This is a genomic window from Nocardia sp. NPDC058640 (assembly GCF_042716995.1).
Lineage (GTDB): Bacteria > Actinomycetota > Actinomycetes > Mycobacteriales > Mycobacteriaceae > Nocardia.
The window spans coordinates 26071-52854 of the sequence record NZ_JBHXRG010000023.1; the positions used below are offsets into that span (position 1 = coordinate 26071).

Sequence of the window (26784 nt, forward strand, 5' to 3'; positions counted from 1 at the left end):
TGACAGCAAAACGGGAAGTCCGAAAACCCTTCGGACTTCCCGTTTTTCGTCGGAATCAGCTCAGTGGCCGGATTCCTTCAGACGAGCGAAGGACTCGTCGATGATCTTCTCGGCCTCGGCGCGGCCCAGCCACTCCGAACCCTCGACATACTTGCCGGGCTCGAGATCCTTGTAGCGCTCGAAGAAGTGCTTGATCGCCGACAGTTCGAACTCCGAGACGTCGCCCAGGTCCTGGATGTGGTCCCAGCGCGGGTCGCCCGCGGGGACACACAGCACCTTGTCGTCGCCGCCGGCCTCGTCGGTCATGCGGTACACGCCCACCGGGCGGGCCTCGACGATCACGCCGGGGAACACCGACTCGGGCAGCAGCACCAGCGCGTCCAGCGGGTCGCCGTCCTCACCGAGGGTGTTCTCGATGAAGCCGTAGTCGGCCGGGTAGCCCATGGAGGTGTACAGGTACCGGTCGAGCTTGACCCGGCCGCTCTCGTGATCGACCTCGTACTTGTTCCGAGAACCCTTGGGAATCTCGATGGTGACGTCGAACTCCACGCCATCTCCTTGCTCGTTCGAGTGCTGGTCTGTGCCGAATCGCCAGATCGTTCTGGGGAACCGGTGCGCAACGAGGATAGTGTGGTGTGCTGGTACACCGGTGCGGCAGGCGGCTGTAGTCGCACAGTCGAGGCGTGTCGGGCGGCGTTTGAGGGAGACACGGTCGTGACAGACGGCAGTAATCCGGGATCGCGGGCGCAGGGGCGCCGCGGGTCTCGCTGGATCTGGTTATCGGCGGTGGTCATCGCGGTGCTGGTGATCGCGGGTGGATTCGCGGCGATCGCGAAGCCGTGGACGCCGGAATTCCGGCACGGCGGGCTCACCGTGACACCGCCGCCGGACACCGGTCAGGTGTTCCCCGAGGTGGCGCCTGCCAGATCTGACGCGCCCGCGCCGACGGTCGCGGGAATCGCCGCGGCGCTGGCTCCGGTGATCGGAAACCCTGATCTGGGCGCGTTCGCCGGGCAGGTCACCGATCCGAGCAGCGGGACGACGCTGTGGAGCCAGGACCCGACCAAGCCGATGATCCCGTCCTCGACGGCGAAGATCATGCTGGTCGCGGCCGCGCTGCTGACCCTGCCCGACGATCAGCGGGTGGCCACCAAGGTCCTCGCCGGTGCTTCCGGCGAACTGGTGCTGGTCGCGGGCGGCGACCCGACGCTGACCACGCAGCCCGCGGGCGGCTACTTCACCGACGGTGCCCGGATCTCCGATCTGGCCGCGCAGGTGCGGGCCGCGGGCAAGCAGGCGAATGCGATCGTGGTCGACACCTCGCTGTATTCGGGCCCGACGATGGCGCCCGGCTGGGATCCGATCGACGTGCCGGAAGGCTCGATCGCGCCGATCGAACCGATCATGATCGACAGCGGTCGTGAGGTCTTCTCGATCGACTATTCCCCGCGCACCTCGACCCCCGCGCTGGAAGCCGGTCGCGCGCTGGCCGCGGAGCTGGGGATCGATCCCGGTGCCGTGCGAGTGGATCCGGCGAAGCAGACCGGCACCGAGATCGCGAAGGTCGAATCGGCGCCGTTGCGAGTTCGATTGCACGACATGATGATTCATTCCGACAATGTGCTGGCCGAGACCATCGGGCGTGAGTTGGCGCTGGCATCGGGGCAGCCCGCCTCCTTCGCCGGGGCCGCTGCGGCGACGTCGGCGGCACTGTCGGCGGCCGGATTCGATGTCACCGGACTGCATTTGGCGGATAACAGCGGACTGTCGGTCGATGACCGCGTCACGCCGAAGCTGCTCGAGGCGATCATCGCCACCGCCGCGAAGCCCACCGGCAGCGGCGCGGTGATACCCGCCGGAACGCAAGCCAGGCCCGAAAGTGACCCGCGCGCAGCAGCTCTCGCGCCACTGCTGGACAACCTGCCCGTCGCGGGCGCCACCGGCACCCTGGCACCGCGCTACGCCCGCTTCATCACCCAGAACCGGCAGGGCGCGGGCTGGGTACGCGCCAAGACCGGAACTCTGAGCGTGGCCAGCGCGTTGGTGGGATATGTGCTCGACCGCGACGGACGAGTGCTCACCTTCGCGCTGATGTCCAACGATCGGCCGCCGGAAGTCAGCAGGCCGGCCCTGGACGCGGTGGCGGGTGCCCTGCGCGACTGCGGATGCTCGTAGAGAACGGGTGGCGGATGACCGACAAGACCGAGCACAAGAGTTCCGGGTTCAGCGGGGCGGTGGATTGGCGGCTGGCCGCGCGTACCGGGGCGCTGCTGGCACCCTCCGGGCCGCGTACTTCGCGGGAGGCCGCGGAACAGGTCGTCGACGAGTTGGCGTCGGCGTCGGTGCTGGCGGAGTTGCCGGTGCGCGAGGTCAGCGGGCTGCTCGACGATCGGCCGGTGCCGCAGGCGCGCATCGTCGACCGGCCGGGATGGATTTCCGCCGCCGCCGACTCGATGGCCGTGCTCACCGGGACAGAGTCCACTGACGGGGGCAAGCTCGCGGGGAAACCGGCAGGGATTCAGGCCGGGACGATGCTGGCCTTCCTGTCGACCGCGATTCTGGGCCAGTACGACCCGTTCACCGGCGAAGACGGCACGCTGCTGCTGGTCGCGCCCAATATTCTCGGCGTCGAACAGGCGCTGGGCGTGGATCCCAGCGACTTTCGGCTGTGGGTGTGCCTGCACGAGGTGACGCACCGGGTGCAGTTCTCCTCGGCGCCCTGGTTGGCCGGGTACATGCGCACGAATGTGGACATTTTGAGCGAGGTCGGCGAGGAACCGATGAGCGAGATGCTCACGCGGTTGCTCGGTGAGGTGCGGGCTCGGCGCAATGGGGACAACGCTGACGACCCGAACAGTCGCGGGGTGGTCGGGTTGTTGCGCGCGGCGCAGGCCCCGCCGCAGCGGGAGGCGCTGGACCGGCTGCTGATGCTCGGGACGCTGCTCGAAGGGCACGCCGATCACGTGATGGACGCCGTCGGGCCCGCTGTCGTGCCGACTGTCGCCGACATTCGTTCCGCGTTCGATCGCCGCAGGCAGCGGCCGTCCAATCCGATCCAGCGGCTGATGCGGGCCCTGCTCGGGGTGGACGCGAAGGTCGCGCAGTACGTGCGGGGGAAGAAGTTCGTCGACGCGGTGGTCGAACGAGTCGGCGTCGCGGAGTTCAACACGGTGTGGACCAACGGGGACACTTTGCCGCGGCTGGACGAGATCGACGAACCGGACCGGTGGATTCGCCGAGTACTGGGGTAGGCGATCGGTAACCTGCGGAGATGAGATTGCCCGAGACAGCGGCGGTGCTCGCTGTGCGGCGGGGTGTGCGGGAGTGGGTGGTCGCGCACGGTGGGCGGCGGCCGGTGGTGGTGGGGTTGTCCGGTGGGGCGGATTCGTTGGCTTTGGTGGCGGCGGCTGTTGTCGAGGCGGGTGCGGTGACGGCGGTGGTGGTCGATCACGGGTTGCAGGAAGGGTCTGCCGAGGTTGCCGAGCGGGCGGCTGCGCAGGCGCGTGCGTTGGGGTGTGTGGAGGCGGTGGTGGTGCCCGTTCAGGTGGGGCGTGAGGGTGGAGTCGAGGCGGCGGCTCGGGCGGCTCGGTATGCGGGGTTGGAGTCGGTGCGCGACGGGCGGCCGGTTTTGCTCGGGCACACGCTCGACGATCAGGCCGAGACGGTGCTGCTGGGGTTGGCGCGAGGGTCCGGTGGGCGGTCCATTCACGGGATGGTGGCGTGGAAAGCGCCGTGGGGGCGGCCGCTGCTGGGGGTGCGGCGGGCGCAGACCGTGCAGGTGTGTGCGGATCTGGGGATCGAACCGTGGGACGACCCGCACAACGCCGACCTGAAGTACACCCGCGTTCGGGTTCGCAACGAGTTGCTGCCGCTGCTGGAAGACGTGCTCGGGGGAGGGGTGGCCAAGGCGCTCGTTCGCACCGCAGACCAGCTGCGCGAAGACGGCGCAGTCCTTGACGGCTACGCCGAGACCCTGCTGCGGGCCGCCCGCACCACCGACTCGACTGCTCCTGAAGTCGTTGCGGGCGCCGAATTGCGGCCGCCCGGCAACCCGTCGCCGGGCGGCCTCGATGCGATCACCGATCGGCCCAACGACCTCGTGACCCCCGATCAACCCAGCAGTGGCCCCCGCGACACCCATCGACCGACCCTGTCGATCGAGATCCTGGCCACTGCCCCCGCCGCCCTGCGTCGCCGAGCAGTCCGCTCCTGGCTGGCCGATCAGGGCGTCACCGGCCTCGTTAACGCCCATTTACAGGCAATCGACGAGCTGGTGAGCAACTGGCGAGGCCAAGGTGGCGTGGCCGTGGGGGGCGGCACGCGGGCCCACAGGTTGGTCGTGACGCGCGAACATGGCACGCTGGCGGTGCGAGCACAGCCGCGCATTTGATGCCACGAAGGGACACCCACTTCCGTGTACGGAGACGACATCGCATCGGTGCTGATCACCGAAGACGAGATCAAAGCCAAGATCGACGAATTGGCCGAGATCGTCGCCAAGCGGTACCCGCCCGATTCCCCCGAAGGTGACCTGCTGCTGATCTGCGTTCTCAAGGGCGCAATCTTCTTCATGACCGACTTCGCCAGAGCGCTGCCGATCCCCACCCAGCTGGAATTCATGGCCGTGTCGTCCTACGGCTCGTCCACCTCGTCCTCGGGCGTGGTGCGGATCATGAAGGACCTGGACAAGGACATCGCGGGCCGCAACGTCCTGATCGTCGAGGACATCATCGACTCGGGTCTGACCCTGTCGTGGCTCAAGCGCAACCTGTCCACCCGCAACCCGGCCTCGCTGGAAGTAGTGACCCTGCTCCGCAAGCCCGACGCGCTGCGCACCCCCGTGGACGTCGCGCACGTGGGCTTCGACATCCCCAACGAGTTCGTGGTCGGCTACGGCCTTGACTACGCCGAGCGCTACCGCGACCTGCCCTACATCGGCACGCTCAACCCGGCCGTGTATTCCTGAACATCCCCGACTGCCCCGTCCCCGTATCGTGTTGCGGGGGCGGGGTTTTCGCGTGTCAGCTGACGACGCGTTCGAGCGCTTTCAGGTCGGCTTCCAGTTCGCGGAACAGTACGTACGAGCCGACGAACGCGATGATGCCGCCGATACACAGCACGCGCACGGCGACGATCACCGACGGGATGTCGGCGGGCGGTAGGAAGGTCAGACTCGCCACCGCCAGCAGCGGCACCGATGCCGCCACGGCCAGATACCAGGTGCATCGGCGGCTCAGTGCGCGCAGCCAGACGCCGTCGTCATCGCTGATCTCGCCGTGCCGCAGGAACACCGGATAGATGCAGCGCACGAGGTAGAAGGTGACGAGGAAGAACGGGTAGGCCACCGCGATCGCGCCGCAGACCAGCAGCGATGCCAGGAAATGCACCACGGCGCGCCCCGGGACGTCACCGGTGGACAGTTGCAGGGCCACCGGGAACGTCAGGCCGGCCAGCGCCCACAGCGAGAACGCGACGATCACCGCGCGGTCGCCCAACCGCAGCGAGTCCTGTCTGGCGCGGCGCAGGGTGTCGGGGTCGTAGCGGCGGCCTTTGCGCAGGCCACCGGGTACCCACAGGACGAATCTCGACAGATAGATCAGCACCGCGGCGCCCGCGGGGAAGAAGATCAGGTTCACGCCCGCGGTGATGAAAATGAAGGTCTGCTGGGCCGTTTCGCCGAGGCGACTGACCACCAGGGTCTGGTTGTGCTGGATGTTGTACCAGGACGCGAGGCCGTTGGGGATGCCGATCGCCAACACCAACACCAGCAGCGGCCACTTCCGCCACACCATCCGCGCACTGTCGGGCGGCGGATCGACCAGATCGCGGGCCCGCTCGTCCAAACACAGGTCGAACTGCTTGGCCAGCACGCCACCATCGGCCCACCGTCGCGATCGATCCTGGTCCAGGCACGTGAGCAGGACTCGGCGCAGCGCCGCCGGACAGTTCGCGGGCACCCGGTCCAGCGCGTCCGCGTCGACACCGCCGGTGCGTCGTTCGAGCATCGCTTCGAGGGTCGTCTCGTCGCCACGTCCCGCGGCTTCGGCGGTGCTGTCGTCGAACGGTTTCGCGCCGGTCAACAGCTCCCACAGCACCACGCCCAGCGAATAGATATCCGCGCGCGTATCCAGATCGCCCGCGGTACGGCCGAGGTCGGGGTGACAGGCCTCGAGCTGTTCGGGCGACATGTACGACAGCGAACCGCCGAAATACGCCACCGGACTCGTGCCCACGATCGTGCGACTGAAGCTGATGTTGAAATCGGCGAGTTTGGGCACACCTTCCGCGGTGAGCAGCACATTCGCCGGTTTCACATCGCGATGCAGCACGCCGTGCGAGGACGCGTAATCCAGCGCCTCGGCCAGCCGTCGACCCAACCACGCCACCGTTTCCGGCCAGCTCAGCGCGGCGATCTCGGCCCGCACGCTCGAGTCGGTGGGGCGGATCTCGCCCTTTTCCTCCATGGCGGCGTCCACCGCGTCCAGTAGCAGTCGGCCGCTGCGGTCGGCGGGCGCGGTCGCGCGGACCCAGCGCAGCAGGCCCAGCAGCGTGCCGCCGGGCAGGAACTGCATGTAGAGCAGACGAAGCCGCCGCGAACCCGAAGGCACGGAGTCGGTGTCGAGTAGCTGTTGGTCGAAGACTCGCACGATGTAGTCGTGATCGAGTTGGGCCAGGGTCTGCGGTTCGGTGCCACGATCGGCGGAGATCTTCACCGCGACCAGCCGCTGCATCGACCGCTGCCGAGCCAGGAACACCCGCGCGAACGCACCCGAACCCAACCCGGTGAGCAGTTCGAAATCGCCGATCCGCTGGCCGATCTCGATCCGATCCAGCGGCTCGAACGCACCCGGCGTCGTGGTGACCGTCGCGGCCGAGGTGGCGGTGAGGTCGAGCTGCCCCGTGTCGGCACCCACATTTGTAGACCGACGGGTACTCGCGTCGGGTGGTTCACCGCCGGTCGTGCTGTCGCCCAAATTCATTTCGCCACACCCGCCGCCATCGTCGGACAGCCGTACCGAAAATGATAACTTGCGCCTCTAGAGCTGATCACCCGATTATCGACGATTGTGCGACGGGGGCGAATCCGCAGATGAACGAAGACCTCACAGCCATAGCCTGGGAATCCATCGACGACGAGGGCGTGACCGACGCGCCGGTGAGCATGAGCACCGGCCGCCCGAGCGCCGACGAATACCCCATCAGCGGGCCCGCGGCCGCGTTGGCCGCGCGGGTGCGCGCGGGCACGATCATGCCCGCCGACGTCACCGCCGACGCGCTCGCGCGGATCGCCTCGGAGAACCGCAAGATCAACGCGTTCACGGTGGTACGCGCCGACAAAGCCCGAGCGGAAGCGCGGGAACTGACCCTGCGCGTCGACCTGGACGAGCTGCCGTTGGCCGGCGTGCCGGTGGCGGTGAAACAGAACATCGCGGTCGCGGGCGAAGCGACCCGCGCGGGTTCGGCGGCCACCTCGACCGAACCCGCGACCGTGGATCACCCGGTGGTGGCCAGATTGCGGGCCGCGGGCGCGATCGTGGTCGGGTTGACGGCCATGCCCGAAATGGGGCTGTGGGCCAGCACCGACGCCCCGGGCCGCGTGACCCGCAATCCGCGCGATGTCGGCCGGTCGACCGGCGGTTCCTCCGGTGGCGCGGCTGCCGCGGTGGCCGCCGGACTCGTCCCGATCGCCCATGGCAACGACGGACTCGGCTCGATCAGGGTGCCTGCCGCCGCCTGCGGAGTGTTCGGCATCAAGCCGGGTAGACACGTGGTGCCCGCGCAGATCGGCGCCGATTCCTGGGGCGGTTTGGCCGAGAACGGCGTACTCGCCACGACGGTCTCGGACGCGGCGCTGGCACTATCGGTGCTGGCGGGCCGCTCCGACCTGGCCGAACTCCGCAAACCACAGCGACTACGCATCGGACTCGCCGTGGCTCCGCCGTCGCGACTTGTCCGCATGGATCGGCATTGGACGGCGGCAGCGCGTACCGCGGGTGCGCGCGCGGCGGTGGCCGGGCACGAGGTGCAACCGGTCGAACTGCCCTATGGCGACGCGGCGCTGTTGATGCTGTTGCGCTGGCCCAGCGCCGGGCTGGGCGACGCCGAGGCGCTGGCGAATCCCGAATTGCTCGAGGATCGCACCAAGCGTCATCTGGCGTTGGGCGCGGTGATTCGGCGTCTTGGCCTGGTGCGACCGAGTCAGATCGACCGGACCGAAGCCAGATTGCTCGAATTCTTCGAGAACTTCGACGTGGTGATCACCCCGACCCTGGCCGCGCGACCGCCCAAAGCCAGGCAGTGGAGTGGGCGCGGGTGGGCGGCGAATGTGGTGTCGTCGGTGCGCTACGCACCGTTCACCGGGCTGTGGAATCTGCTCGGCTGGCCCGCGGCGTCACTGCCGATGGGCACGCATCCCGAGGCGCACACGCCGTTGGCGGCGCAGTTGGCCGGTCCGCCGGGCAGCGAGGCCACTTTGCTCGGCCTCGCCGCCCAACTGGAACTGACGAATTAAACCGCGATCGGCTGCGGCTGCGGGGTGGGCTCGGAGAACCCACCGTCCACGGCGCGACCGGCGAATTCCAGAATGGTCGGACGGGTGTCGTCGGCCCGCCACGCCACGGCCAGCTCACACGGGGTGAGACCGGCGACCGGACGCGCGGTCAGCCCGGGCCAGCGGTACATCGGCACGTTGTTCTCGGCCAGCAGGCACACGCCCAGACCCAGGCTCACGGCCTCGAGCTTGTCCTCGGGGGTGGCCGCCTCGGCGCCGATCTTGGCCGCGCGACCACCACGGGCGTCGTTGCCCAGCCAGAAGTCGCGCACCGCACCGGCTTCGGTGGGCAGCGCGACGAACGGCTCGTCGAGCAGGTCGGCGAAGTCGATGGTCTCCTGCTCCGCCAGCGGATGGGTGTCGGGCAGCAGCACCCAGCGCGGCTCGGTGCGCAGCACCTGCCAGCGATACCGGTTGGAGTCGGGCAGCGGCAGCCACACCAGCGACAGGTCGGCCTGACGACCGGCAAGCCCACTGGACGGGTCGTTCCACGACGCGGCGTGCAGGGCCAGACGGTGACCGCTGGCGCTTTCCAGGTCGTTGAGCAGCCCGCGACCCAGCGCGGACTGGATGCCGACGCGCAGCACCTCGCCTGCTTCCTGGAGGGACACGTTGGTCACCTCCCACAGCTCGAGGATCTTGCGGGCGCCGTCGAGCAGTTCCTTACCGGCGACGGTCAGGGCAACGCTGCGTTGGTTGCGGTCGAACAGGACCACGTCGAGCTGGCGTTCCAGCTGGCGGATCTGGCGCGACAGCGTCGGCTGAGCGATGTGCAGCCGCTGGGCGGCGTTGGTGAAATGCAGTTCCTCAGCGACGGCGACGAAATACCGCAGATCGCGCAAATGCGGGTCCATAGCACCTTGCTATCAGAATAAGTCGGGAAAATCCAGCCAAAATAGGCAAGGAAGTTCGCGGAAGTGGATCAAAACAGTCACCAGGTTGGTATCGCACAGCATATGGCCTGCCATGGTGAGCTGCATCATCGAGTTGCCTTTTTCCTACCGCGGCCGATTCCGGCCGGGTGCGGAGGCGCTGACCTGCGCGAATGCGGCTCGATTCACACGAATGGGCCGACTGTGGGTCATGTCCCGATGGCATGGTTCGGGAGGCGAGTGCGCCGCTGACCACTTACTCAGCGGGCTTGGAGCACCTTTAGTGAGGTTGATCACAAAAAGGTTTCGTTCATATTGTTCAGGCCGGTCAGTGGCCCGAACATGCGTCAACCGCGCCCCGTCACGTGATGGGGCGGGTGGGGTCGTACGCGCGGATCAGGAAGTCTGTTGAGCTTCTTCGTCGCGCGCGGCGATCCGACGCAGCGGCGGTTCGGTCGGCGGGGGCACCCGACGATCCGGTAACTCCTCGAGCAGCGCGGTAGTGGCCGCGGCGATGGCGGCGACGGCCTTGTCGACGGCGGGTTTGGTGGCACTACTGAGGCCGGAGATGCCGCCGACTTTGCGCACATATTGCAAGGCGGCAGCGTAGATCTCCTGCTCCGTGGCGGCAGGTTCCAAACCACGCAAGACGGTGATATTTCTACACATGACAGCACCATAGACCTGTGAGGCATGACACGACAGGTGAAGGGATTCGCACGCCCCACGTGATCGCGGTCACCGCACTAGACTCGGCCGCATGCCTGCCAGGGGAGTACCAGCACTGACCACTTTTCCCTACCCCGAACTAGACGAACGCGAAGAAGATCACTGGTCGGGCGCGGGCTGCAGCGACGACGAACTGCGCGCACTGGCGCTGGGCGCCTTCTACTCCACCCGGTGGGACGCCTTCCACGACGCGATGCTGCTGGGCCCCGAACGCGAACACCCACTGGGTGACCGCCGCGAACTGGCCATCGACACCCTGACCGGCGCCTGGGGCATCACCGACGGCACCGAGGCGCGCGCGTCGATGGAACAGTTGCTCGAAGGCATGCACGCACCGCTGTACTCGCTGGTGCATCCGCTGGTGATGGCCTCGGTCAACGCCAGCGAGCGCGACCGTTTCGGTGAACGCGCCGACAAGCAACGCGCGTTCCTTCGCCAGGTCGGCTCGTTCAGGGGGATGGACAACCCCGAAGCGCTGGTGCGCGACTACGACATCTGGGCGCAGGCCATCAAAATCGGCTTCACCGACCATCTGTCGCGTCCGCTGCCCAACGACATCCACGCCTGGGACCTGGCCCGCGTGGTCGCCGTGGCGCGCATGGCCTTCACCGCCGGCTATATCGACGCCGACGTGGCCTGGGAATACTGCATGCGCGCGCTGGCCCCCGCGCAACGCCGCTACCGCAACTGGCGCCAATTCGGCGACGCCTACCTGGCCGGCTGGACCTATTGGCAGGCCACCGAGGACCTGGCCGAACTGAAGAACGGCGGCGTGGACCGGCGCATGGAACTGATCCGCCTGTGGACCCGCCCGACCAGCCCGTGGCGGCGCATCGAACTCAACGAACCCGACAAGAAGCCCGAAACCGAAGCGGCCGAACCGAATTGAGCATTCGGTCCGGCCGTCTGGCGACTGTTGTCTACAGGCTGCGCAGAATTCCGCGACCGTAACGCTGGAACTGGGTGTCGTCGACCATGCCCAGCGAATGCCGTTCGACCAGTAATTCCCACTCCGCGTAGAGCTGGTTGACGCCGGGATCGGCGGGCCCGGACGCGCCGTCGGCGGCCTGCCTGCGCACCGCGAAATTCACCGCGCACGTGACCCTTTCGGTGTCGGCGCGATCCACCCCCGCGAAATGCAGCGTGCGATTGCCGTCGTTGATATCGATCCCGGATCCGCCGTGGCGGGTATCGATCTCACCGGGCGCGCTGTGCCCCTCGACCGTGCGGGCGCCCAGAATCGCGGCCACCGCCAGTTCGAAGGCATAACGCTCGCCGGTGCCGATGGAGATGAACAGCACCCGGGTGGTGGTCGCCGCGAGCAGGCCGGTGCCCGAACCCGCGGGCGGAGTAGCCACCGTGATGGCCGTTTCCAGCACGTACTCGTCGGGGGTGACGTACCGGTTCAGCGCGTTGATCGCCGAACGGGCGTCCTTGCGCGGCGCCATCCGGCGTACAGCCCGCTCGACATCGGCGCGGGTCGGACCCGACTTGCCCCACTCGGGAGCGGGCGGGGTGAGATCGGGCGCGGCCACGTCGATGCGCTTGGTCGCCATGATCTGATCGTTGATCCGGTCGACGATGCCAAGGGCCGCGGGCACGTCGTGCTCGGCGATGAGCACCGGCAGCGGTGTGCGGTCGGCGGGAACTCCGGTGAGCACCGCGGTGGGATAACGCAGGTAGATCTCGATCACCACCGCTTCGTCGGCCCGCCTGTTCAGGCGCACTTTGAGCAGGTCGGCAATGGGAACGTCGAGTACACGTTCGCCGTCGGTACCAGGACGCAGGACGACAAGCCGTCCACCGCCATGGCGCAGAATCGCTGTGGGTGTTCGTAGCTCGACGATGGCTGTACCCCCTGCGCTGTAGTTGTGTCGCCGCCCACGATAGGGCGGGCATGACATGATTGTGGCCACTTGCCACAACCCGGCTGGAGAGTTCGGGAACCTCTCACGTTCTCCGGCCGTTTACCAGTGCAACTGCACCAGCAGCCGAACTGCGCGATGTATCGAACTAGACCGTACGCGGTAACGTGGCATGTCCGCATCCGAAACCCGCCGAACTCGACGCATCGCTAGGCACACCCGGAGAAATAACCGGAAAGGACTGGGCCGTCCGGCCGACGCTCTATGAACCGCAAGACAGTGTTTCGCACTTTGGCGATCATCTCGGGCATCATGCTCATGATCTGGCTGTTCACCTATCTTGGCGATGACACGCGCGGCTGGGAGAGTGTCGACACTTCTGTTGCGCTTGCCCAGCTCGAAGACAAGGCGAACGTCAAGAACGTGCAGATCGATGACAAGGAGCAGCAGCTCCGCATCGAACTGAACAACGGCAACGAGGCCACGAGCAACAACGCCAAGATCGTGGCCAAGTACCCCAGCGGCGGAGAGAACTCCGCGCAGGTCCTGGACGCCGTGCAGAAGTCCGGCGCGCCGTACGACACCGTGGTCAAGCAGGAGAGCTGGCTGTCGCAGCTGCTGCTGTTCATCGTGCCGATGGTGCTGTTGGTCGGCCTGTTCATCTTCGTGATGTCGCGCATGCAGGGCGGTGGTCGCGGCGGCATGATGGGCTTCGGTAAGTCCAAGGCCAAGCTGCTGACCAAGGACATGCCCAAGACCACGTTCGCCGATGTGGCCGGTGCCGACGAGGCCGTCGAAGAGCTGTACGAGATCAAGGATTTCCTGCAGAATCCGGCCCGCTACCAGGCACTCGGCGCGAAAATCCCCAAGGGTGTGCTGCTCTACGGGCCGCCCGGAACCGGTAAGACGCTGCTGGCCCGCGCGGTCGCGGGCGAGGCCGGGGTGCCCTTCTTCACCATCTCCGGTTCGGACTTCGTCGAGATGTTCGTCGGTGTCGGTGCCTCGCGTGTGCGTGACCTGTTCGAGCAGGCCAAGCAGAACAGCCCCTGCATCATCTTCGTCGACGAGATCGACGCGGTCGGCCGCCAGCGCGGTGCGGGCCTCGGCGGCGGTCACGACGAACGTGAGCAGACGCTGAACCAGCTGCTGGTGGAGATGGACGGCTTCGGCGATCGCTCCAACATCATCTTGATCGCGGCCACCAATCGCCCCGACATCCTCGATCCCGCGCTGCTTCGCCCCGGTCGTTTCGACCGGCAGATCCCGGTCGGCAACCCCGACCTGGCCGGTCGCCGCGCGATTCTGCGCGTGCACTCGGCGGGCAAGCCGATCTCGCAGGACGCCGATCTCGAGGGTCTGGCCAAGCGCACGGTCGGTATGTCCGGCGCCGATCTGGCCAACGTGATCAACGAGGCCGCGCTGCTCACCGCCCGCGAGAACGGCACGGTCATCACCGGCGAATCGCTCGAGGAATCGGTGGATCGGGTGATCGGTGGCCCGCGCCGCAAGAGCCGGATCATCAGCGAGCACGAGAAGAAGATCACCGCCTACCACGAGGGTGGCCACACGCTGGCTGCCTGGGCGATGCCCGATATCGAGCCCGTCTACAAGGTCACCATCCTGGCCCGCGGCCGCACCGGCGGTCACGCCATGACCGTGCCCGAGGACGACAAGGGCCTGATGACCCGCTCGGAGATGATCTCCCGGCTGGTCTTCGCGATGGGTGGTCGCGCGGCCGAGGAACTGGTGTTCCACGAGCCCACCACCGGCGCTTCGTCCGATATCGACCAGGCCACCAAGATCGCTCGCGGCATGGTCACCGAGTACGGCATGAGTGCCCGTCTGGGTGCCGTGCGCTACGGCCAGGAGCAGGGCGACCCGTTCCTGGGCCGTTCGATGGGCGTGCAGCCCGACTACTCGCACGAGGTCGCGCGCGAGATCGACGAGGAGGTGCGCAACCTCATCGAGGCCGCGCACACCGAAGCCTGGTCCATCCTCAGCGAATACCGCGAGCAGCTCGACACTTTGGCGACCGCGCTGCTCGAGCGCGAAACGCTGCACCGCAAGGATCTCGAGAAGATCCTGGCCGGCGTCGAGAAGCGTCCGCGCATCACCGCGTTCAACGATTTCGGTGACCGGCTCCCGTCGGACAAGCCGCCGGTGAAGACCCCGGGTGAGCTGGCCGTGGAACGTGGCGAGCCGTGGCCGCCGGTGCAGCCCGCGCCGGTGCCGCTGCCCAACGGCGCGCCGCCGGTCGAGCCCAACGGGTACCAGGGTCAGCCGTACGGTCAGCCCGCACCGCCCGCCGCCGGGTACCCGCTGCCCGCCGCGCCGACCCAGGCGTTCCCGCGGCCGTCGGGCACGCACGGTTCACGGCCCGATTACGGCGCTCCCGCCGGTTGGTCGGCGCCCGGTTGGCCGCCGCGCGACGAGCAGGCACCGCACCAGCCGCAGCCCCCGCAGCAGCAACCGCCGCAGGATCAGGGTCAGGGCAGTGCGTGGGGTCGACCCGATCAGCAGCAGCCGCGGCACGCCAGCGACGGCTTCCAGCCGTGGGGCGCGCAGCCGCAGCCGCCCGCGCGCGATCCCGAGCCGGACAACAGTGAATGGGAAGGGCCGAACGGCCGCCACTGATCGGCTGCCGACTAGGCTCGATCGTCGAATGCCGCACGATCACCGTCGCACCGACGGGTGATCGTCGGCGTTCGACACCGGTTCTCGACCCGCCCGACTCCAGATCGATCGGCGGGTGAGAACCCCGCGGCACCAGCCGCGAATATTACGGAGGTGCGGAGAAGTGTCGGCGAACAATCAGGATGTCGATTCGGCCGGTGGGCCGGTGTTGACCGCGTTGGCCACCGGTGCGCCCTTCGACCAGGTGCGCGCCGAGAACGCCGTGCGCGAATTGCTGCTCGCGGTCGGCGAGGACCCCGATCGTCCGGGCCTGCTCGACACGCCCTCCCGAGTCGCACGCGCCTACCGGGAGATGTTCGCCGGGCTGTACACCGAGCCCGACGCGGTGCTGGCCACCACCTTCGACGAAGGTCACCAGGAACTGGTGCTGGTCCGCGATATCCCGATGTACTCCACCTGTGAACACCACCTGGTCTCGTTCCACGGCGTCGCGCACGTGGGGTACATCCCCGGCCCGCACGGTCGCGTGACCGGCCTGTCGAAGCTGGCGCGCGTGGTGGACCTGTACGCCAAGCGCCCGCAGGTGCAGGAGCGGCTGACCAGCCAGGTCGCCGACGCGGTGATGCGCAAGCTGGAACCGCGCGGCGCGATCGTGGTGATCGAGGCCGAACACCTGTGCATGGCCATGCGGGGCATCCGCAAGCCCGGCGCCAGCACCACCACGTCGGCGGTGCGCGGCCAGTTGCAGACCGACGCCGCCTCGCGATCCGAGGCGCTGGACCTGATCCTGCGCAAATGAGTCAGCCACTGGTGACCGCCCGCGACCAGCGTTGCAGCGTGGTCATGGGGGTGGTCAATGTGACCGCTGATTCCTTCTCCGACGGCGGTCGCTATCTCGACCCGGAACTGGCGATCGCACACGGTATCGAGCTGTATGCCGCCGGTGCGGACATCGTCGATGTGGGTGGGGAATCCACCAGACCGGGAGCCGATCGGGTCGATCCCGGCGCCGAGGCCGCGCGGGTCACCCCGGTGATCCGCGGGCTGGTCGCCGCGGGCGTGCCGACCAGTGTCGACACCATGCGCGCCGAAGTCGCCGAGGCCGCGTTGGAAGCAGGCGTCTCCGTGGTCAACGACGTGTCCGGCGGCCGCGCCGACCCGAACATGGTGAAGGTCGTCGCCGAGGCGGGCGTGCCGTGGATCCTCATGCACTGGCGCGCGGGCGCGGATTACCGCCACACCGGCCCTGCCGACCACTACGACGACGTGGTCGCCGAGGTCCGCGCCGAACTGGCCACGCAGGTCGACCTGGCCGTAGCCGCGGGCGTCTCCCCGGACCGCCTGATCCTGGACCCCGGCCTCGGCTTCGCCAAGAACGCCGAACACAACTGGGAACTCCTGGCGGCCCTACCGGAACTGGTCGCCGACGGCCTCCCGATCCTGATCGGTGCCTCCCGCAAACGCTTCCTCGGTGCCCTACTCGCCGACGAATCCGGCCCGCGCCCCCCTGACGGCCGCGAAACCGCCACCGCCACCCTGTCCGCACTGGCCGCCACCCACGGCGCCTGGGGCGTCCGCGTCCACGACGTGCGCGCCTCCGTGGACGCCATCGCCGTCGTCGACGCCTGGCGCCGTGCCACCGAAACCCGTGCCGCCACCCGAGGAGCCATTCGATGAACTCGCCCCTGCTGCCGCCGCCCGCTGGTCGGCCCGCCTCCTCGCGGATCGAACTGCGTGGACTGACCGCGTTCGGTCGGCACGGAGTGTTCGATTTCGAGCGGCGTGACGGGCAGGAGTTCATCGTCGACCTGACCGTGTGGGTCGATTTCGCGGCGGCCGCCGCGTCCGACGACCTCGCCGACACCGTCGACTACGGCGCCCTCGCCGAACGGGCCGTGCGCATCGTGACCGGTCCGCCGCGGAATCTGATCGAGACGGTGGTGTCCGAGATCGCCGATGACGTGATGGCCGATCCGCGTATCGAATCCGTCGAGGTGGTCGTGCACAAGCCGTCGGCACCGATCCCGCACACCTTCGCCGATGTGCGGGTGGTGGCCACCCGGTATCGCACGGTCGCGCCGGGGTCGCGGCGATGACTCGCGCGGTGCTGTCGATCGGCTCGAATCTGGGTGACCGGCTCGGACATCTGCGCAGTGTGGTGGAAGCGTTGGGGGAGCGGGTCATTGCGGTGTCGCCGGTCTACACCACCGCGCCGTGGGGTGGCGTCGATCAGGACGACTACCTCAATGCTGTTGTCGTAGCGCAGGATTCGGACTTCGATGATTACGCGTGGTTGCGATTCGGGCAGCAGCTCGAGCAGGCGTCGGGGCGTGTCCGCGAAATCCGTTGGGGTGCGCGCACTCTCGACGTCGACATCGTCCAGTGCACCGACGGCACCGGCACGCCCATCGCGCGCGACACCGATCCCGACCTGATCCTCCCGCACCCGCAAGCCCACAACCGCGCGTTCGTCCTGACCCCATGGCTGGCCGTCGAACCGTCCGCGCAGTTGCTCGTCGACGGTGTCACCCACCCGATCGCGGACCTGCTCACAGAACTCGACCAGTCCGAAAAAGACGGCGTCATCCGCACCGACCTGGTGCTACGCGACGAAAGTGCCCGCTCGTGCTGAAACCCACCCGGGTGCTGGACCTGGCGCTGAACGTCGTGATCGCCGCCGCCGTCGCGTGGACCGCCACCAGGTTCGCCTACTCCAGCTTCCCGAGCATCTCCGTGGCCGCGGGCGCCTCACTGCTGCCGGTCGCCGCGATCGAGGCCACGCTCGGCTTCGCGATCAAGGCCAAGATCGCCGATCAGGAGATCGGTGACGGCTCCGGCCAGATGCACCCGATCAACGTGGCGCGGGGTGTGGCGCTGGCGAAGGCCTCGCTGCAGGTAGGTTCGCTGGCTGCCGGAGTATGGCTCGGTTTCCTGCTGTGGGTTTTCCCACAGAGCGGCACCGTGACCGCCGCGGCCGCCGATTCACCGGGCGCGGTGGTGGGCCTGCTGGCGGGTTCGGCCCTGGTTGCTGCGGCATTGTGGCTGGAGTATTGCTGCCGCGCCCCCGAGGACCCCACCGACGATCCGGCTACCACTTAGCAACTCGCAAATGGAATCACTGTCACCTTTGGTGGGCCGACCAGCCGATTCCGGCTACCCTGGCCCTCATGGTTTCACCCTCCCGCAGCACGGCGCCCCGACGACGGCGGGACGACGCGGGAAAATTCTTCGTCGGTTTCCTGATCCTGCTCGGTCTGACGGCCAGCGTTTTCCTGATCTTCAGCGAGAACGTCCAGTACGTCCGAATCGGCCTGGTAGCGGCCCTGTGGGCCGCGGTGATCGGCGCACTCGCGGCTACCCGCTACCGCAAGGACGCGGCCGTGGATCAGGCCAAGGTGCGCGATCTGCAGACGGTGTACGAACTGCAGCTAGAGCGCGAGATCAACGCCCGGCGTGAGTACGAGATGGGCGTCGAGGCGCGAGTGCGCGCCGAGGTCGGCGCCGACACCTCCGAAATCGCCGCCCTGCGCGCCGAGCTGACCCTGCTGCGCCAGAACCTGCAGGTCCTTTTCGACGGTGCGCTGCCCGAAGAACAGGTCGCGCTGCAGGCCGACGCCGTGCGCATCGACGCGCTGCCCGCCGGTGAATTCAGCGCTTTCGACGACACGGACCCCGATTTCGACGATAGCCCCGTGGATGCCAACGCGGCCTGGTTCGGACCGTGGCAGCAACCGCCCAGCGCGCTGAAACCCGTTTTCATGCAACCGGTTTCGGCCAATTTCGCCGACCCGTACGACGATCCGGTCACCGCGGAGACCTCCGCGATCCAGCTCGACGAGTACGCCGAAACGCAAGCCGCCACCGCGCCCGCCGCGGCGAAGTCGGCAGGCAAAACGCCCCCGCCGCGCCTGTCCTCCCCGCACACCCGCAAGGTGAGCGACGCGGATTCGCAGTCCAACGGCACCGAGTCCAACGGCACGGAGGCCAACGGTCAGCCTTCGACCGCCGCAGCACCCGCTCCCGCAGCACCCGCGCCCGCAGTGCCCGCGCAGGCGACCAAGCCCGCGGCCGCAAAGCCCGAGAAGTCCCCGTCGGTCGGCACCAGCTCCCGTCGCCGCCGCCGCGCGGAGACCGAGGGCACCGCCCGCCTGTCGGTGGCCGACATCATGGCCAACCTGGAATCGGAGTCTGCGAGGTAGATCACCTCGGGGGTGATGGCGTGCCGCGCATACCGCGCACTATCCTCGACTCGTAACGTCTGGTACCCGCTCCGCGGGACTGGAACGCAAATCGAGAGGACAACGTTGACCTCGAGAAGTGTCAACCCTGATGGCGCGAGCAACAACAGTGTCGATCCAGCGCCCGCACGACTGACGGTGGGAATCGTCTCGGCGGGACGAGTGGGTTCCGCACTGGGTTCCGCGCTCGAGCGAGCCGGCCACGTGGTGTTCGGTGTCGCCGCGATCTCCGACGCCTCGGTGCATCGCGCCAACACGCGTCTGCCCGAGGCGCAGATCCTGCCGATCGAACAGATCGCCCAGCGCAGCGAACTGCTGGTGCTCGCGGTCCCCGACGCCGAACTCGCGGGCCTGGTCCGCGGTCTGGCGGCGGCGAACGTGGTCCGCCCCGGCACCATCGTCGTGCACACCTCCGGCGCGAACGGCGTCGCGATCCTCGAGCCGCTCACGAGCCAGGGCGCGCTCGGCCTGGCGATCCACCCCGCCATGACCTTCACCGGCCACGACGAGGACATCGCCCGCCTGGCCAATGCCTGCTTCGGCGTCACCGCCGCCGACGAGGTCGGGTACGCCATCGCGCAGGCCCTGGTCATCGAGATGGGCGGCGAGCCGGTCCGGGTCGACGAGGACCAGCGCGCGCTGTACCACGCGGCGTTGGCGCACGGCAGCAATCACCTGGTCACGGTCATCGTCGACGCGGTGGCGGCCCTGCGCGAATCCCTGTCGGGCCCCGGCCTGCTCGGCCAGCCCACGGTCGACGACCAGCCCGGCGGCCTCCCCGAACGCCTGCTGGCACCGCTGGCCTCGGCCGCGCTGGACAACGCCCTTCGCCGCGGCCAGTCCGCACTCACGGGCCCGGTCGCACGCGGCGATGTCGACGCCGTCGCCGCACATCTCGACGCCCTGGAACAAGTCGACGATCGCCTGGCCGCGGCCTACCGCGCCAACTCGCTGCGCACCGCCGAACTCGCAAACACCAATCCGGCACTGCTGGAGCTCCTCGCCAAGGAAGGCCACTGATGGAACCCCGAGAAGTGCATCACCACCAGGGCGGCGCGCGCGCCACCGGCGCCTACAAGCCCGGCGTGCTCACCGTGCACCACAACCCCGAGGTCCTGGACACGGTCGCCAAGGCGTTGCGTGGCGCGGGTCGCACGGTCGGTTTCGTGCCGACCATGGGCGCGCTGCACGAGGGTCACCTGGCGCTGATCCGGCAGGCCAAGCTCAACAACCAGGTCGTGATCGTGTCGATCTTCGTGAACCCGCTGCAGTTCGGCGAGAACGAGGACCTCGACGCCTACCCGCGTACCCTCGACGCCGACCTGGAACTGTTGCGCACCGAGGGCGTGGACCTGGTCTTCGCACCCAGCGTGTCCGACATGTACCCCGACGGCATCCGCACCACCGTGCACCCCGGCCCGCTGGGCGCCGAGCTCGAAGGTGGCAGCAGGCCAACGCATTTCGCGGGCATGCTCACCATCGTGGCGAAGCTGCTCAACATCACCCACGCCTCGGAGGCGTACTTCGGTGAGAAGGACTACCAGCAGCTCACGCTGATCCGGCAGATGGTGCGCGACCTGAACATGGACGCCAAGATCGTGGCCTACCCGACCGTGCGCGAGCCCGACGGTCTCGCGCTGTCCTCGCGCAACCGCTTCCTCGACGCCACCCAGCGCGAGGCCGCGCTCGCCCTGTCCGCCTCGCTGGCCGCGGGCCGCCACGCCGCGGGTCTGGGCCCCGACGCGGTGCTGTCCACCGCCCGCGCCGTCCTGGACGCGGTCGACGGCCTGGACGTGGACTACCTCGAACTGCGCGACGCCAACCTCGGCCCGGTCCCCACCGCGGGCAACGCCCGTCTGCTCGTCGCGGCCAAGGTCGGCGACACCCGCCTGATCGACAACGCCGCCGTAGTACTCGGCGCCCAGATCGACGGCCATCCCGACGCTTCCCAGCCTGCTCCGCAGGCGCACTGAAAGGCCACGACGATGTTGCGCACCATGATGACGTCGAAGATCCACCGCGCCACCGTGACTCACGCCGACCTGCACTACGTCGGCTCGGTGACCGTGGACCAGAACCTCCTGGACGCCGCCGGACTGCTGGAAGGCGAGCAGGTCTGCATCGTCGATATCGACAACGGCGCCCGCCTCGAAACCTACGTGATCGCGGGCGAACGCGGCAGCGGCGTGATCGGCATCAACGGCGCCGCCGCGCACCTGGTGCACCCCGGTGACCTGGTCATTCTCATCGCCTACGGCCAGCTCGACGAGGCCGAACTGCGCGAATATGCCCCCAAGGTCGTGTTCGTCGACGACCGCAACCGCCCGATCGAACTCGGCAGCGACCCGGCGTACGCGCCCGAGGGCTCAGGCCTGACCTCACCGCGTTCGCTGTCGATCGTCTGAGCGCGGCGGGGGGACTGAAAAACAATGTTGTTGACGATCGACGTCCGCTACACCGGGATCGAGCTCGGCCTGTTCTCCGGCAGCGGCGAACACTCGAAACTGGTGCGTAACTGGCGAATTCACACCAATCCGCTGATCACCGCCGACGAGTTCGCCATGCAGGTGCGCGGCCTGGTCGGCGCCGACCTCGACCAGATCGTCGGCGTCTCGGCGCTGTCGACCGTGCCGCCGGTGCTGCGCGAACTGCGCACGATGCTGTCGCGGTACTGGTCGCATGTGCCGCACGTCTTGGTGGAACCCGGTGTGCGAACAGGGATTCCGCTGCTGGTGGACAATCCGAAGGAAGTCGGCGCCGACCGCATCGTCAACTGTCTGGCCGCCTACCGCACCTTCGGCGGGCCCGCGATCGTGGTCGATTTCGGCACCGCGATCTGCGTGGACCTGGTCTCGGTCAAGGGTGAATTCCTCGGCGGCGTGATCGCGCCCGGCGTGGAGATCTCCGCCGAAGCGCTGGTGGAACGCAGTGCGATGCGTCGCGTGGAGTTGGCGCGCCCGCGTTCGGTGGTGGGCAAGAACAGCATGGAATGCATTCAGTCCGGCGCCATCTTCGGATTCGCCGGGCTGGTCGACGGCCTGGTCGACCGCATCCGCGACGAATTCGACGCGTTCTCGGGCACCGATGTCACCGTGGTCGCCACGGGTGCGGGCGCGCCGCTGATCGTGCCGGAGTCCGAGACCATCGACCAGCACGTCCCGCACCTCACGCTGACCGGCCTGCGCCACGTCTACGAGCGCAACAAGAAATAGCGTCTGATAGGATATCGCTCGTGATCTTCCGTGTGAGCACCCAGGAGTGTTGTCGAGGCTAATCTGCCTCGACCGTTCGAGGCTGACGTTTTCCCTCGACCGATATCTCACCTCCTGGAGATGCGCTCATGCGTTCTTCCGTCCTTTCCCTTCCGTCCGCACGCGACGACTATTCCGCGACGCCCCCGCTCGACCGGGCGATCGCCTCGGCCCTGCCGACCCGTCTGCGTCCCGCTGACCTGCTGCGACTCACCGACGAAGGCGCCGAAGACGTCCTCGCGGGCCGCTACGACCACCTGCTGCCTGCCGACGGAATCTGGCCCGCCGACGAACGCTGGGCGACGCGCCTTTCGCACGACGACGAGGTCGATGTCTGGCTGATCAGTTGGACGCCGGGCAAATTCACCGATTTACACGATCACGCCGGCTCACTGGGCGCGCTGACCGTGCTCAGCGGCGCCCTGTCGGAATTCCGGTGGAATGGCACCGAATTGCGCAGGCGCACACTGGCCGCGGGTGATCAGGCGTCGTTCCCGATCGGTTGGGTGCACGACGTAGTGCGCGCCCCCGCCGCCGCGGAATCGGTCGGCCCGCTGGATCCCACCTTGAGCGTGCACGCCTATTCCCCGCCGCTGTCGGCGATGTCGTATTACGAAGTGACCGGCCACGGCACGCTGCGTCGCACCAAAACCGTCCTCACCGACCAGCCCGAAGGTGATCTGTGATGAGCCGTATGACCATTGACCAGATGCTCGACAACGCGCGTGCGCGGTTGCGCCGGGTGTATGTGTACGACCTGGCCGAAGCGCTGGCGCGTGGCGCGATTCTGGTCGACATCCGGCCCGCCGCCCAGCGAGTGCGCGAAGGTTCGTTGCCCGGCGCGCTGGTGATCGAGCGAAATGTCCTGGAATGGCGACTGGATCCGACCTCGTCGGCGAGGTTGTCGCTGGCCGCGGATCATGATGTGGAATGGATCATTTTCTGCTCGGAGGGCTACACGTCGAGTTTGGCCGCGGCCGCATTGCAGGAGTTGGGCTTGCACCGCGCCACCGATGTGATCGGCGGCTACCAGGCGTTGAAGTCCGCGGGTTTGTTGACCGTGGGCGTCGGTGTGCCACATTTCACTCGCGAAGTGAATGCCTTGGCTTCGCTATAAGTTCGAATTCGCGGTTACGGCTGCCCCGCGCAAGTGCGGGCAGTGCGCGCCGCTAGGGTTATCTGATGTGAGCACTCCTAACCCCGCCGCGCCCGGCCGCGCCGCCACTTCCGCCGTGGACATCGACGTTCCTGAGCAGATGCGGATTCGTCGAGACAAGCGGGAACGGCTGCTCAGCGAGGGTGGGCAGGCCTATCCGGTCGTCGTGCCGCGCACCCACACGCTGGCCGAAATCCGTGCGGCCTACCCGGATCTGGAAGCCGATACGCAAACCGGTCTGGTCGCCGGTGTCGCGGGCCGCGTCATTTTCGTGCGCAATACCGGCAAGCTGTGTTTCGCCACGCTGCAGGAAGGCGACGGCACCAAGCTGCAGGCCATGATCAGCCTCAACGGTGTCGGAGCCGACGCGCTGGCCGCCTGGAAGTCCGATGTCGACCTGGGTGACTTCGTGTTCGTGCACGGCGAGGTCATCTCCTCGCGCACCGGCGAATTGAGCGTGATGGCCGATTCCTGGTCGATGGCGGCGAAGTCGCTGCGCCCGCTGCCGGTGGCGCACAAGGAGATGAACGAGGAGTCGCGCGTTCGGCAGCGCTACGTGGACCTGATCGTGCGTCCCGAGGCCAGGGAAATGGCCCGCACGCGCGTGAATGTGGTGCGCGCGCTGCGCAACGCGCTCGAGCGCCGCGGGTTCCTCGAGGTCGAGACCCCGATGCTGCAGACCATCCACGGCGGCGCCGCCGCGCGCCCGTTCGTCACCCATTCCAACGCGCTGGACATGGACCTTTTCCTGCGCATCGCGCCGGAGCTGTTCCTCAAGCGTTGCGTGGTCGGCGGCCTGGAGAAGGTCTTCGAGATCAACCGGAACTTCCGCAACGAAGGCGCCGACTCGACCCATTCGCCCGAGTTCGCGATGCTGGAAACCTACGAGGCTTACGGCACCTACGACGACTCCGCGACGATGACTCGGGAATTGATCCAGGAAGTCGCGCAAGAGGCATTCGGCACCTTGAAGATGACGCTGGCCGACGGCACCGAATATGATCTCGGCGGGGAGTGGACCACCGTCGAGATGTACCCTTCGCTGTCGGAGTCGATCGGTGTGCAGGTCACCCCGGAAACCACCGTCGAGGAATTGCTGGCGCTGGCCGATCGGGTCGGTCTGGAAATTCCTTCCGACAAGGGCTACGGCCACGGAAAACTGGTCGAAGAACTGTGGGAACACGCGTATGGCGATAAGCTGTACGCGCCGACTTTCGTTCGCGACTTCCCGGTGGAAACCTCACCGCTGACCCGTCAGCATCGCAGCAAGGCCGGTGTCACCGAGAAGTGGGACCTGTATGTGCGCGGCTTCGAGTTGGCAACGGGCTATTCCGAACTCGTCGACCCGGTGATCCAGCGTGAACGCTTCGTCGACCAGGCCAGGCTCGCCGCGGCAGGCGATGACGAGGCCATGGTGCTCGATGAAGACTTCCTCGCCGCGATGGAACACGGTATGCCGCCGACCACCGGAACGGGTATGGGAATCGACCGCTTGTTGATGGCTCTGACGGGTTCGGGAATCCGGGAAACGATCCTGTTCCCCATTGTTCGTCCCACTACTCGCTGACCAGTGAATTCATGGGGTGAAGACCCCATGTTGGAAATTTAGCATTTCGGGGTATTCTTGCCTCGGGTATTCGGCCTGGAGGCAGGCTTGACGATTTCGAGAGGACGTTCATCTCATGGCAAAGAAGGTCACCGTTAGCCTGATCGACGATGTCGACGGTGAGTCCATCGCGGACGAGACCATCGAGTTCGCTATCGATGGGGTGTCGTACGAGATCGATCTGTCGGACGCAAATGCGGCGCGTCTGCGTGAAGGCCTGGACGAGTGGGTTGCCAACGCCCGTCGGGTGAGTGGCCGTCGCCGGGTGAAGGCTGCCGGCGCACCCTCCCCGCAGGGCAAGAGCCGCGTTTCCATGGACCGTGAACAGAGTGCGGCAATTCGCGAATGGGCTCGTCGCAAGGGCCACAAGGTCTCGGCTCGCGGTCGTATTTCCGCGGAAATCACCGACGCGTACAACTCCGAGGTCGGCAAGAGTTGATTCACCGGCAGGCCGGGGCTCGCGTGGTGCGCGGCCCCGCCTGCCTGCTCGTCCGCGAGGTCGGGGACGTACAGTGATGTTCGTGCACAAGGTGTTTCGGGTCTTCTACGGCGTCGCGGCGTGAGCTCTTTCCTGCGGTACACCGACGGCACCGGCAAGCAGCACGAATTGGCGCTGGACGCGCGGCAGCAGCGGATCACCATCGGCCGCAATGTGCAGGCCGATCTGGTGCTCGCGTGGGATGTCGAGGTGTCGCGGCTGCACGCCGCGGTCGAGCATCTGGGCGCGCAGTGGACGATCATCGACGACGGCCTGTCGCGCAACGGCACGTTCGTCAACGGGGAACGCCTTGTCGGCCGACGCCGCTTGAGTCCCGGCGACCGCATTCGGGTCGGGACCACCCTGGTGCATTTCTTCGATTTCGGCGGTGTGGTCGATGACGCGACGCATACCGCGTCCGGGTCCATCCCCACCATGCGCTCGCTCACCGATACCCAACGCGCGGTACTGATCGCACTGTGCCGCCCGTACAAACACGGCACCGGTTTTGCCACGCCCGCGTCGAATCAGCAGATCGCCGAGGAATTGTTCCTGTCGATCGACGCCATCAAAACTCATCTGCGCGCGCTGTTCGCGAAGTTCGGGGTGGAGAACCTGCCCCAGAACCAGAAGCGCACCAGGCTCGCGGCCCTGGCCATGCAGAGCGGGATGATCTCCGACCACGATTTGTGAGCACAGACGCTCGCGTAGGCCGTTGAGCGCCTGAACCATGTTCGCGAGGGGCCGCTGCGCGGTTGACTTACTCGTATCCCCGAAAGAGCTTGCGGGGCACGAGTCAAGGAGACGTCATGTTCGCAGTTCGGATGGCCACCATGGTGCTGGCGCTGCTCAGTACCGGCCTCGTCGCCGGAGTGTTCTTCGCCTACGCGATCTCGGTGATGCCCGCGCTGGCACGCACTTCCGACCGCACCCTGATCGAGGTCATGCAGAAGGTCAACATCGTGATCCTCAATCCCTGGTTCATGTTCGCGTTCATGGGCACGGTCGGTTTCACCGCGTTGGCGGCGGTGTTGCACCTGGGCAGTGACCAGCGCGCCACGCTGATCTGGATCGGAGTCGCGGTGGCGCTCAACGTGATTGCGTTCGCGGTCACCGCCGGGATGAATGTGCCGCTCAACGAGGCGCTGGATGCCGCGGGCGATCCGTCGTCGATGGCCGACGCGGCCGCCGTTCGCGCGAATTATGAAGCGGCGTGGGTTCGTTGGAACATCGTGCGCGCGGTGCTGAACACCGCGGCGTTCGCGGTGCTGTGTGGCGCGATGTTCGTCGCCGGTGTGCAACACGGCAACTCCAGCAACGCTGTTGCGGGACAGTCGATGGTTTCCGCGCGGTAGTGCCACGCGATCGCTGGGGCGTGTTCCATGATCAGTGGAACACGTTCTA

At 67.4% G+C, this 26784-nt stretch carries 28 protein-coding genes; 23 read left to right on the top strand and 5 right to left on the bottom strand.

All coding sequences use genetic code 11. From position 1 onward, the window contains the following. Positions 1–60: 60 nt before the first annotated feature. On the bottom strand, positions 61–549 hold the full coding sequence (locus ACFWU5_RS21695; RefSeq protein ID WP_266297542.1) for an inorganic diphosphatase: 489 nt from the start codon (positions 547–549) through the stop codon (positions 61–63). Positions 550–714: 165 nt separating this feature from the next. Between ACFWU5_RS21695 and ACFWU5_RS21700 the strand changes: the two genes are divergently transcribed. The 4 genes from ACFWU5_RS21700 to hpt are packed head-to-tail and all read left to right on the top strand — an operon-like array spanning position 715 to position 4966. Further along, positions 715–2175, top strand: a complete 1461-nt coding sequence (locus tag ACFWU5_RS21700) for a D-alanyl-D-alanine carboxypeptidase/D-alanyl-D-alanine-endopeptidase (RefSeq protein WP_379268452.1) — start codon at positions 715–717, stop codon at positions 2173–2175. A gap of 14 nt (positions 2176–2189) precedes the next feature. Beyond that, positions 2190–3251 carry a zinc-dependent metalloprotease gene (locus tag ACFWU5_RS21705; protein WP_379268454.1) on the top strand — a complete coding sequence of 354 codons (1062 nt, stop codon included), beginning with the start codon at positions 2190–2192 and terminating at the stop codon, positions 3249–3251. Between the two features lie 20 nt (positions 3252–3271). Next, complete coding sequence (gene tilS, locus ACFWU5_RS21710; protein ID WP_379268456.1) at positions 3272–4390, top strand: tRNA lysidine(34) synthetase TilS; 1119 nt, start codon at positions 3272–3274, stop codon at positions 4388–4390. Positions 4391–4414: 24 nt separating this feature from the next. After that, positions 4415–4966: a hypoxanthine phosphoribosyltransferase gene (gene hpt / locus ACFWU5_RS21715; RefSeq protein WP_379241044.1), complete on the top strand. Its 552-nt coding sequence runs from the start codon at positions 4415–4417 to the stop codon at positions 4964–4966. A gap of 55 nt (positions 4967–5021) precedes the next feature. Here hpt and ACFWU5_RS21720 read toward each other — a convergent pair whose 3' ends face one another. Beyond that, a complete protein-coding gene (locus ACFWU5_RS21720) occupies positions 5022–6980 on the bottom strand; it encodes a serine/threonine-protein kinase (protein ID WP_379268458.1) in 1959 nt (652 codons plus the stop codon). A 110-nt stretch (positions 6981–7090) separates the two neighbouring features. Here ACFWU5_RS21720 and ACFWU5_RS21725 point away from each other — a divergent pair, with 110 nt between their 5' ends. Beyond that, a complete protein-coding gene (locus tag ACFWU5_RS21725; RefSeq protein WP_379268460.1) occupies positions 7091–8512 on the top strand; it encodes an amidase in 1422 nt (473 codons plus the stop codon). Here ACFWU5_RS21725 and ACFWU5_RS21730 read toward each other — a convergent pair. Together ACFWU5_RS21730 and ACFWU5_RS21735 are read right to left on the bottom strand one after the other, a co-directional pair. Then, entirely contained in the window at positions 8509–9405 is an 897-nt protein-coding gene (locus ACFWU5_RS21730) for a LysR family transcriptional regulator (protein ID WP_379241047.1), read from the bottom strand. The genes ACFWU5_RS21725 and ACFWU5_RS21730 overlap by 4 nt on opposite strands. A gap of 414 nt (positions 9406–9819) precedes the next feature. Beyond that, entirely contained in the window at positions 9820–10092 is a 273-nt protein-coding gene (locus ACFWU5_RS21735; protein ID WP_379241048.1) for a DUF2277 domain-containing protein, read from the bottom strand. 91 nt (positions 10093–10183) lie between these two features. Here ACFWU5_RS21735 and ACFWU5_RS21740 point away from each other — a divergent pair, with 91 nt between their 5' ends. Then, positions 10184–11041 carry a DUF1266 domain-containing protein gene (locus ACFWU5_RS21740; protein WP_379241049.1) on the top strand — a complete coding sequence of 286 codons (858 nt, stop codon included), beginning with the start codon at positions 10184–10186 and terminating at the stop codon, positions 11039–11041. Between the two features lie 31 nt (positions 11042–11072). On the opposite strand, the gene ACFWU5_RS21745 is transcribed toward ACFWU5_RS21740, so the two are convergent. Then, a complete protein-coding gene (locus ACFWU5_RS21745) occupies positions 11073–11879 on the bottom strand; it encodes a hypothetical protein (protein WP_379241050.1) in 807 nt (268 codons plus the stop codon). A gap of 402 nt (positions 11880–12281) precedes the next feature. On the opposite strand from ACFWU5_RS21745, the gene ftsH reads away from it, so the two are divergent. From ftsH to ACFWU5_RS21830, 17 genes are all read left to right on the top strand, one after another. Beyond that, a complete protein-coding gene (gene ftsH / locus ACFWU5_RS21750) occupies positions 12282–14651 on the top strand; it encodes an ATP-dependent zinc metalloprotease FtsH (protein WP_379268462.1) in 2370 nt (789 codons plus the stop codon). A 163-nt stretch (positions 14652–14814) separates the two neighbouring features. After that, complete coding sequence (folE, locus tag ACFWU5_RS21755; RefSeq protein WP_379241052.1) at positions 14815–15450, top strand: GTP cyclohydrolase I FolE; 636 nt, start codon at positions 14815–14817, stop codon at positions 15448–15450. Continuing rightward, on the top strand, positions 15447–16328 hold the full coding sequence (gene folP, locus ACFWU5_RS21760) for a dihydropteroate synthase (protein ID WP_379241053.1): 882 nt from the start codon (positions 15447–15449) through the stop codon (positions 16326–16328). The genes folE and folP overlap by 4 nt, the downstream gene beginning before the upstream one ends. Next, a complete protein-coding gene (gene folB / locus ACFWU5_RS21765) occupies positions 16325–16747 on the top strand; it encodes a dihydroneopterin aldolase (protein WP_379241054.1) in 423 nt (140 codons plus the stop codon). The genes folP and folB overlap by 4 nt, the downstream gene beginning before the upstream one ends. Further along, complete coding sequence (gene folK / locus ACFWU5_RS21770) at positions 16744–17283, top strand: 2-amino-4-hydroxy-6-hydroxymethyldihydropteridine diphosphokinase (protein ID WP_379268464.1); 540 nt, start codon at positions 16744–16746, stop codon at positions 17281–17283. Before folB ends, folK begins: the two co-directional genes overlap by 4 nt. Continuing rightward, on the top strand, positions 17277–17750 hold the full coding sequence (locus ACFWU5_RS21775; RefSeq protein WP_379268466.1) for a DUF3180 domain-containing protein: 474 nt from the start codon (positions 17277–17279) through the stop codon (positions 17748–17750). The genes folK and ACFWU5_RS21775 overlap by 7 nt, the downstream gene beginning before the upstream one ends. A gap of 68 nt (positions 17751–17818) precedes the next feature. Next, complete coding sequence (locus tag ACFWU5_RS21780; RefSeq protein WP_379268467.1) at positions 17819–18850, top strand: DUF6779 domain-containing protein; 1032 nt, start codon at positions 17819–17821, stop codon at positions 18848–18850. Positions 18851–18955: 105 nt separating this feature from the next. After that, the gene (locus ACFWU5_RS21785) at positions 18956–19909 is read left to right on the top strand and encodes a Rossmann-like and DUF2520 domain-containing protein (protein WP_379268469.1); all 954 of its coding nucleotides are present in this window, start codon (positions 18956–18958) and stop codon (positions 19907–19909) included. After that, entirely contained in the window at positions 19909–20862 is a 954-nt protein-coding gene (gene panC / locus ACFWU5_RS21790) for a pantoate--beta-alanine ligase (RefSeq protein ID WP_379241061.1), read from the top strand. The genes ACFWU5_RS21785 and panC overlap by 1 nt, the downstream gene beginning before the upstream one ends. Positions 20863–20874: 12 nt before the next feature. Beyond that, positions 20875–21294, top strand: coding sequence for an aspartate 1-decarboxylase (gene panD / locus ACFWU5_RS21795; protein ID WP_379241062.1), 420 nt, complete (start codon positions 20875–20877; stop codon positions 21292–21294). Between the two features lie 24 nt (positions 21295–21318). After that, complete coding sequence (locus tag ACFWU5_RS21800; RefSeq protein ID WP_379268471.1) at positions 21319–22101, top strand: type III pantothenate kinase; 783 nt, start codon at positions 21319–21321, stop codon at positions 22099–22101. A 128-nt stretch (positions 22102–22229) separates the two neighbouring features. Next, on the top strand, positions 22230–22826 hold the full coding sequence (locus tag ACFWU5_RS21805; RefSeq protein ID WP_379268473.1) for a cysteine dioxygenase: 597 nt from the start codon (positions 22230–22232) through the stop codon (positions 22824–22826). 8 nt (positions 22827–22834) lie between these two features. Continuing rightward, a complete protein-coding gene (locus ACFWU5_RS21810; RefSeq protein WP_379268519.1) occupies positions 22835–23257 on the top strand; it encodes a rhodanese-like domain-containing protein in 423 nt (140 codons plus the stop codon). Positions 23258–23396: 139 nt separating this feature from the next. Further along, complete coding sequence (lysS, locus tag ACFWU5_RS21815; protein ID WP_379268521.1) at positions 23397–24863, top strand: lysine--tRNA ligase; 1467 nt, start codon at positions 23397–23399, stop codon at positions 24861–24863. Between the two features lie 115 nt (positions 24864–24978). Then, entirely contained in the window at positions 24979–25341 is a 363-nt protein-coding gene (locus ACFWU5_RS21820) for an Lsr2 family protein (RefSeq protein WP_379241066.1), read from the top strand. 120 nt (positions 25342–25461) lie between these two features. After that, positions 25462–26073: an FHA domain-containing protein gene (locus ACFWU5_RS21825; RefSeq protein WP_379268475.1), complete on the top strand. Its 612-nt coding sequence runs from the start codon at positions 25462–25464 to the stop codon at positions 26071–26073. A gap of 116 nt (positions 26074–26189) precedes the next feature. Beyond that, entirely contained in the window at positions 26190–26735 is a 546-nt protein-coding gene (locus ACFWU5_RS21830) for a DUF1772 domain-containing protein (protein WP_379241069.1), read from the top strand. Positions 26736–26784 lie beyond the last annotated feature (49 nt).

Bases quoted from the DNA above. Each gene is read 5' to 3' on its own strand.
- ACFWU5_RS21705 (WP_379268454.1), top strand. From the start codon at position 2,190: ATGACCGACAAGACCGAGCACAAGAGTTCCGGGTTCAGCGGGGCGGTG.
- tilS (WP_379268456.1), top strand. From the start codon at position 3,272: ATGAGATTGCCCGAGACAGCGGCGGTGCTCGCTGTGCGGCGGGGTGTG.
- ACFWU5_RS21720 (WP_379268458.1), bottom strand. From the start codon at position 6,980: ATGAATTTGGGCGACAGCACGACCGGCGGTGAACCACCCGACGCGAGT.
- ACFWU5_RS21725 (WP_379268460.1), top strand. From the start codon at position 7,091: ATGAACGAAGACCTCACAGCCATAGCCTGGGAATCCATCGACGACGAG.
- ACFWU5_RS21730 (WP_379241047.1), bottom strand. From the start codon at position 9,405: ATGGACCCGCATTTGCGCGATCTGCGGTATTTCGTCGCCGTCGCTGAG.
- ACFWU5_RS21735 (WP_379241048.1), bottom strand. From the start codon at position 10,092: ATGTGTAGAAATATCACCGTCTTGCGTGGTTTGGAACCTGCCGCCACG.
- ACFWU5_RS21740 (WP_379241049.1), top strand. From the start codon at position 10,184: ATGCCTGCCAGGGGAGTACCAGCACTGACCACTTTTCCCTACCCCGAA.
- ftsH (WP_379268462.1), top strand. From the start codon at position 12,282: ATGAACCGCAAGACAGTGTTTCGCACTTTGGCGATCATCTCGGGCATC.
- folP (WP_379241053.1), top strand. From the start codon at position 15,447: ATGAGTCAGCCACTGGTGACCGCCCGCGACCAGCGTTGCAGCGTGGTC.
- folB (WP_379241054.1), top strand. From the start codon at position 16,325: ATGAACTCGCCCCTGCTGCCGCCGCCCGCTGGTCGGCCCGCCTCCTCG.
- folK (WP_379268464.1), top strand. From the start codon at position 16,744: ATGACTCGCGCGGTGCTGTCGATCGGCTCGAATCTGGGTGACCGGCTC.
- ACFWU5_RS21780 (WP_379268467.1), top strand. From the start codon at position 17,819: ATGGTTTCACCCTCCCGCAGCACGGCGCCCCGACGACGGCGGGACGAC.
- panC (WP_379241061.1), top strand. From the start codon at position 19,909: ATGGAACCCCGAGAAGTGCATCACCACCAGGGCGGCGCGCGCGCCACC.
- panD (WP_379241062.1), top strand. From the start codon at position 20,875: ATGTTGCGCACCATGATGACGTCGAAGATCCACCGCGCCACCGTGACT.
- ACFWU5_RS21800 (WP_379268471.1), top strand. From the start codon at position 21,319: ATGTTGTTGACGATCGACGTCCGCTACACCGGGATCGAGCTCGGCCTG.
- ACFWU5_RS21805 (WP_379268473.1), top strand. From the start codon at position 22,230: ATGCGTTCTTCCGTCCTTTCCCTTCCGTCCGCACGCGACGACTATTCC.
- ACFWU5_RS21810 (WP_379268519.1), top strand. From the start codon at position 22,835: ATGACCATTGACCAGATGCTCGACAACGCGCGTGCGCGGTTGCGCCGG.
- lysS (WP_379268521.1), top strand. From the start codon at position 23,397: ATGCGGATTCGTCGAGACAAGCGGGAACGGCTGCTCAGCGAGGGTGGG.
- ACFWU5_RS21820 (WP_379241066.1), top strand. From the start codon at position 24,979: ATGGCAAAGAAGGTCACCGTTAGCCTGATCGACGATGTCGACGGTGAG.
- ACFWU5_RS21830 (WP_379241069.1), top strand. From the start codon at position 26,190: ATGTTCGCAGTTCGGATGGCCACCATGGTGCTGGCGCTGCTCAGTACC.